Source organism: Tardiphaga sp. (assembly GCF_044340795.1).
GTDB lineage: Bacteria > Pseudomonadota > Alphaproteobacteria > Rhizobiales > Xanthobacteraceae > Tardiphaga.
On the sequence record NZ_JBIISY010000309.1, the window covers coordinates 1 to 6078 of the forward strand.

The 6078-nt window shown below is 62.3% G+C and carries 4 protein-coding genes; 1 reads left to right on the forward strand and 3 read right to left on the reverse strand.

The genetic code is table 11. The annotated features are described in order from the left end of the window. Nucleotides 1-112: 112 nt before the first annotated feature. The 3 genes from frc to ACIQ17_RS29695 all read right to left on the reverse strand — a co-directional run bounded on the left by frc (nucleotide 113) and on the right by ACIQ17_RS29695 (nucleotide 4020). Nucleotides 113-1390 carry a formyl-CoA transferase gene (frc, locus tag ACIQ17_RS29685; protein WP_398473033.1) on the reverse strand — a complete coding sequence of 426 codons (1278 nt, stop codon included), beginning with the start codon at nucleotides 1388-1390 and terminating at the stop codon, nucleotides 113-115. Nucleotides 1391-1471: 81 nt separating this feature from the next. Beyond that, entirely contained in the window at nucleotides 1472-3202 is a 1731-nt protein-coding gene (gene oxc, locus ACIQ17_RS29690) for an oxalyl-CoA decarboxylase (RefSeq protein WP_398473034.1), read from the reverse strand. 86 nt (nucleotides 3203-3288) lie between these two features. Next, complete coding sequence (locus ACIQ17_RS29695) at nucleotides 3289-4020, reverse strand: GntR family transcriptional regulator (protein WP_398473035.1); 732 nt, start codon at nucleotides 4018-4020, stop codon at nucleotides 3289-3291. A gap of 189 nt (nucleotides 4021-4209) precedes the next feature. On the opposite strand from ACIQ17_RS29695, the gene ACIQ17_RS29700 reads away from it, so the two are divergent. Next, on the forward strand, nucleotides 4210-6078 hold a 1869-nt coding region (locus ACIQ17_RS29700), incomplete at its 3' end, for an acetate--CoA ligase family protein (RefSeq protein ID WP_398473037.1).

Consider the following 6078-nt stretch of genomic DNA (forward strand, 5'->3'; position numbering starts at 1 on the left):
GGCTTTTCTTATCGAAGTTCCATCTGGGGCCGTCGGTCGTCATTGCGTGACCAACGCAAAAAGGCCGCCCATCAGGCGGCCTTTCACGTTCAATAACTGCTGGCGGGCTTGCTTACTCAGCAGCCACCTTGCGCGGCGGATCGAGGGCGCCGCTGTCGTGGATTTCGGCGACCTGATGATCGCTGAAGCCGAGCACCTGCTTGAGGATCTCGTCGGTGTGCTCGCCGAGCAGTGGCGAGCGCGCCACGACGGTGGGCGAGGCCGACAGCTTGATCGGGTTGCCGACCGACAGATATTCGCCGCGCTCGGGGTGATCGACCTTGACCATGGTGCCGGTGGCGTAGAGCGACTGGTCTTCCGCCAACTCCTTCATGGAGAGGATCGGACCGCAGGGGATGTCATCCTTGTTGAGGATTTCCATCGCCTCGAACTTGGTCTTGGTCATCGTCCACTGTTCGATGCGGGCGAAGATCTCGTTGAGACGGGGCAGGCGGACGGCCGGCTTGTTGTAGTTCGGATCGGTCTTCCAGCCGGGTTCGCCGATGACGTCGCAGATCTTCTCCCACACCGGAGCCTGGGTGATGAAATAGATATAAGCGTTCGGGTCGGTCTCCCAGCCCTTGCACTTCAGGATGCGGCCGGGCTGACCGCCGCCGCTGTCGTTGCCGGCGCGCGGGACGGCATCGCCGAACGGAATGCCTTCGCCGAACTGGCTATATTCCTTCAGCGGGCCATGGGCGAGGCGCTGCTGGTCGCGCAGTTTCACACGCGACAGGTTCAGCACACCGTCCTGCATCGCGGCGGTGACCTTCTGGCCCTTGCCGGTCTGCGTGCGCTGATACAGCGCGGTGACGATACCCAAGGCCAGATGCAGGCCGGTGCCGCTGTCGCCGATCTGCGCGCCGGTGACCAGCGGCAGGCCATCGCGGAAGCCGGTGGTCGAAGCAGCGCCGCCGGTGCACTGCGCGACGTTTTCATAGACCTTGCAGTCTTCAAAGGGACCGGGACCGAAACCCTTGATCGAGGCGACGATCATCTTCGGGTTGATCTCCTGGATCTTCTCGAATGAGAAGCCCATGCGATCGAGCACGCCGGGGCCGAAGTTCTCGACCAGCACATCGCACTCTTTCATCAGTGCGGTGAGGACTTCCTTGCCCTTCGGGTTCTTGGTGTCGAGGGTGATGGAGCGCTTGTTGTGGTTCAGCATGGTGAAATACAGGCTGTCCACATTCGGGATGTCCTGCAACTGGCCGCGGGTGATGTCGCCGACGCCGGGGCGCTCGACCTTGATCACGTCGGCGCCAAACCAGGCGAGAAGCTGCGTGCAGGTCGGGCCCGATTGCACATGGGTGAAGTCGAGAATGCGAACGCCTTTGAGCGCCTGTGTCATTGCTATGCTCCCGTCACTATTTTTTGCCGGCTCGGCACTTGGAGGAAATTTGCGGGGTCTCGCGACCCCGCATGTTCAGAATTACTTCTTCTTGCTGAGAACGCTCTGCGGATTGAGATTGCCGATACGGCCGCTCTCGCTGCCGGCGGCGGGATCAATCACCGCATTGATGAGCGTCGGCTTGCCGCTATCCATCGCCTCGTTGACCGCGCGCTTGAGTTCGTCCGGCGAGGTTGCATTCACGCCGACGCCGCCGAAGGCCTCCATCATCTTGTCGTAGCGCGAGCCCTTCACGAACACGGTGGGGGCGACATCCGGGCCCCCGGTCGGATTGACGTCGGTGCCGCGATAGATGCCGTCATTGTTGAAGACGACGATGCAGATCGGCAGATTGTAGCGGCAGATGGTCTCGACCTCCATGCCGCTGAAGCCGAAGGCGCTGTCGCCTTCGATGGCCAGCACCGGCTTGCCGGTCTCGACGGCGGCGGCGATGCAGTAGCCCATGCCGATGCCCATGATGCCCCAGGTGCCGACATCGATGCGCTTGCGCGGCTTGTACATGTCGACGATGCCACGGGCGAGATCGAGCGTGTTGGCGCCTTCATTGACGAGCATCGCGTCAGGGCGCTCGGCGATGATGGTGCGGAGAACGCCCAGCGCGCCGTGATAATCCATCGGCGAGTTGTTGTTGCGGAGCTTCGGCGCCATTTTCGCGATGTTGTCGTCGCGCTTGGTGGTCACAGCCGAGGTCCAGTCGCTCGAGGCCTTCGTCCAGCTCTTGCCCATGCCATCCAGCAAAGCGGCGACGCAGGAGCCGATATCACCGACCACGGGCGCCACGATCTCGACGTTGGAATCCATTTCCTTCGGCTCGATGTCGATCTGGATGAATTTCTTCGGCTGGTCGCCCCAGGCCTTGCCCTTGCCGTGCGACAGCAGCCAGTTGAGGCGGGCGCCGATCAGCATGACGACGTCGGAGTCCTTCAGCACCGTGGAGCGTGCGGCGCCGGCGCATTGCGGATGAGTGTCAGGCAGAAGGCCCTTGGCCATGCTCATGGGCAGGAACGGAATGCCGGAGGTCTCGACGAGCGCCTTCACGGCCTCGTCAGCCTGTGCGTACGCGGCTCCCTTGCCGAGAATGATCAGCGGCTTCTTCGCCGACTTCAGCACGTCGAGCGCGCGCTTGATGGAATCCGGAGCGGGGATCTGTGCCGGGGCGGCATCGATCACCTTCACCAGCGACTTCTTGCCGGCCTCGGCATTCATCACCTGGCCGAACAGCTTTGCGGGCAGGTCGAGATAGACGCCGCCGGGGCGGCCCGACACGGCTGCGCGGATGGCGCGGGCGAGGCCGATGCCGATGTCCTGCGCATGCAGCACGCGGAACGCAGCCTTGCAGAGCGGCTTCGCGATCGCGAGCTGATCCATTTCCTCGTAGTCGCCCTGCTGCAGGTCGACGATCTCGCGCTCGGACGAGCCGGAAATCAGGATCATCGGGAAGCAGTTGGTGGTGGCGTGGGCGAGGGCGGTGAGGCCGTTGAGGAAGCCCGGCGCCGAGACGGTGAGACAGACGCCCGGCTTCTTGGTGAGATAGCCGGCGATCGAGGCGGCATAGCCGGCGGCCTGTTCGTGGCGGAAGGAGAGGACACGAATGCCCTCAGCCTGCGCCATGCGGCCGAAGTCGGTGATCGGAATGCCGGGGACACCGTAGATCGTGTTGAGGCCGTTCAGCTTGAGGGCATCGATGATCAGATGGAAGCCATCTGTCAGTTCCTGTTCGGTTGAGGTGTCGATGCTGTGAACTGCGGACATTCCGCTCTCCCCTGACGTTTCTGGGTATGGTTGTTGGACTTTGTCGCGCGGCGTGCCGCGTGACGGCGTGACGTGAACAATGGCCTCTAACTAAATAGCTCCTGGCCATGCGCCTCGACATAGGAGGCGAGGCCAAGCGTGTGATCGCGCGCGAGCTTCTCCGCGAGCTCGGTGTCGCGCTCCTCGAGCGCCTCGATGATGGCGAGATGCTCGGGCAGGGAGGTCGCGGTGCGATCGACCCGGCCGATGGTGAGCTGGCGATAGCCGCGCACATGCAGCAGGATGTCGTTGGTCATGTCGATCAGGACCGGACTTTCGCTGAGCGCCAGCACCGCCTGGTGAAAGGCAATGTTCGCCTTTGAATATTCTTCGACATGATCCTGCGGCAAGCGGTCCTTGCCAAAGTCCTTGAAGAAGTCGCGCAGCGCCGAAATGTCTTTCTTGCGCGCGGTGGTCGTGATCAGGCGGGCCGCCATGCTTTCCAGCGCCGCCCAGGCGCGGATCATGTCGACGATCTCGTTCTTGGTCTTGCGCACCACCACGATGCCGCGGCGCGGCACGGTTTTGACGAAACCGTCCTGTTCCAGCATGGCGATCGCTTCGCGGATCGGCGTGCGGCTGACGCCCAGCCGCTCCGAAAGGGCGCGCTCGTCGAGCATCACCGGATCCGGCGTCGTGTAGATGTCCATCTTGAGAATGGCTTCTTTCAAGGCTTCATAGGCCTTGGTCTTGAAGCTGGTCTCGGGTGCGATCCGAACGATCGCAAGGTCGGCCTCAGACATAATGGACGGCGCCTTGGTTGGTTTTCGCGTGGGCATGAATCATCTCCGGTCGGAGACGTCCTACCACAGAAACAACGTCCAGAATTTTTGGCATGCCAGATGCCAGAATGTCAAGCTGACGGCTATTTCAGCAATTTTGCGCTGCACCGCGCCTTGACTTTCGATTTTCTGGCATACCAAATGCCATCAATTCGTCCGCGTCAAGAAACGCAATGGGAGAAGGCCATGTCTCAATCGAATCTCGCCGTCAAAGAAGCGCTCGCCTCGGCGAAAGATGCCGTGCGAAAGGTGCTCGACGCCGTCAAGGCGGACAAGCGCACCAGCCTGACGGCGCCGGAAGGCAAGCTGGTCTGTGACGCCTATGGCATTCCCGTTCCGAAAGAGGGCGTGGCCACCTCGGCGGCGGATGCTGCGAAGCTCGCCGGCGGCATGGGCTTCCCGGTGGTGATGAAGATCGTTTCGCCGGACATTCTCCACAAGACCGAAGCGGGCGGTGTCATCGTCGGCGTCAAGACCGCCGAAGACGCGCAGAAGGCCTATGACACCATTCTGGCCAATGCGAAGAAGTACAAGGCCGATGCGAAGATCGAAGGTGTCCAGGTTCAGCAGATGCTGATGGGCGGCACCGAGGTGATCATTGGCTCGATCACCGATGGCTCGTTCGGCAAGCTGGTGGCCTTCGGCCTCGGCGGCGTGCTGGTCGAAGTGCTGAAGGACGTGACCTTCCGTCTGGCGCCTGCGACCAATGACGATGCGCTGTCGATGCTCGACGGCATCCAGGCGGCCGAGATGCTGCATGGCGTGCGCGGTGGCGATCCCGCCAATCGCGAGGCGTTGGCCGACATCATCGTGAAGGTCTCGCAGCTCGTCAGCGATTTCCCGGAAATGGTTGAGCTCGATCTCAATCCGGTGTTCGCCACCAAGAAGGATGCGATTGCGGCCGACGTCCGTATCGTCGTCGATTTCGACTACAAGCCGCGTCCGGCGCCGCGCCCGACTGCCGAAATCGTCACCGCCATGAACCGTATCATGCAGCCCAAGGCCGTCGCCGTGATCGGCGCGTCTGCCGAGGACGGCAAGATCGGCAACTCGGTGATGAAGAACCTGATCAATGGCGGCTACAAGGGACAGATCTATCCGATCCATCCCAAGGCCGACGAGATCATGGGCCTCAAGGCCTATAAGAGCGTCAAGGATGTGGCGGGCGAGATCGACACGGCCGTGTTCGCGATCCCTGCAAAATTCGTTGCGGCAGCACTCACCGAATGCGGCGAAAAGAAAATTCCGGGCGCCGTGCTGATCCCGTCGGGCTTTGCCGAAGCCGGTGCGCCTGAACTGCAGGAAGAGATCGTCGCCGTCGGCAAGAAATACGACATCCGCCTGATGGGCCCGAACATCTACGGCTTCTACTACACACCGTCGAATCTCTGCGCGACCTTCTGTACGGCCTACGACGTGAAGGGCTCGGCGGCGCTGTCGTCGCAGTCCGGTGGCATCGGCATGGCCATCATCGGCTTCTCGCGTTCGGCCAAGATGGGCGTATCGGCCATCGTCGGTCTCGGCAACAAGTCGGATATCGACGAGGACGATCTGCTCGCCTTCTTCGAGCAGGATCCGAACACCACGATCATCGCGCAGCATTGCGAGGATCTGAAGGACGGCCGCGCCTTCGCGGAAGCCGCCAAGCGCGTCTCCAAGAAGAAGCCGGTGGTGGTGCTCAAGGCTGGCCGTACTTCGGCGGGCGCCAAGGCGGCCTCGTCGCATACCGGTGCGCTCGCCGGTAACGACAAGATCTATGAGGATGTGCTGAAGCAGTCGGGTGTCATCCGCGCCCGCTCGCTGCGCCAGCTGCTCGAATTCGCGCGCGGCATCCCTGTGCTGCCGACGCCGAAGGGCGAGAACGTGCTGATCATCACCGGTGCCGGTGGTTCGGGCGTGCTGCTGTCGGACTCGGTGGTGGATAATGGTCTGTCGCTGATGGCGATGCCGCCGGATCTCGATGCGGCGTTCCGCAAGTTCATCCCGCCATTCGGTGCCGCCGGCAATCCCGTCGACATCACCGGTGGCGAGCCGCCGATCACCTATGTGAACACG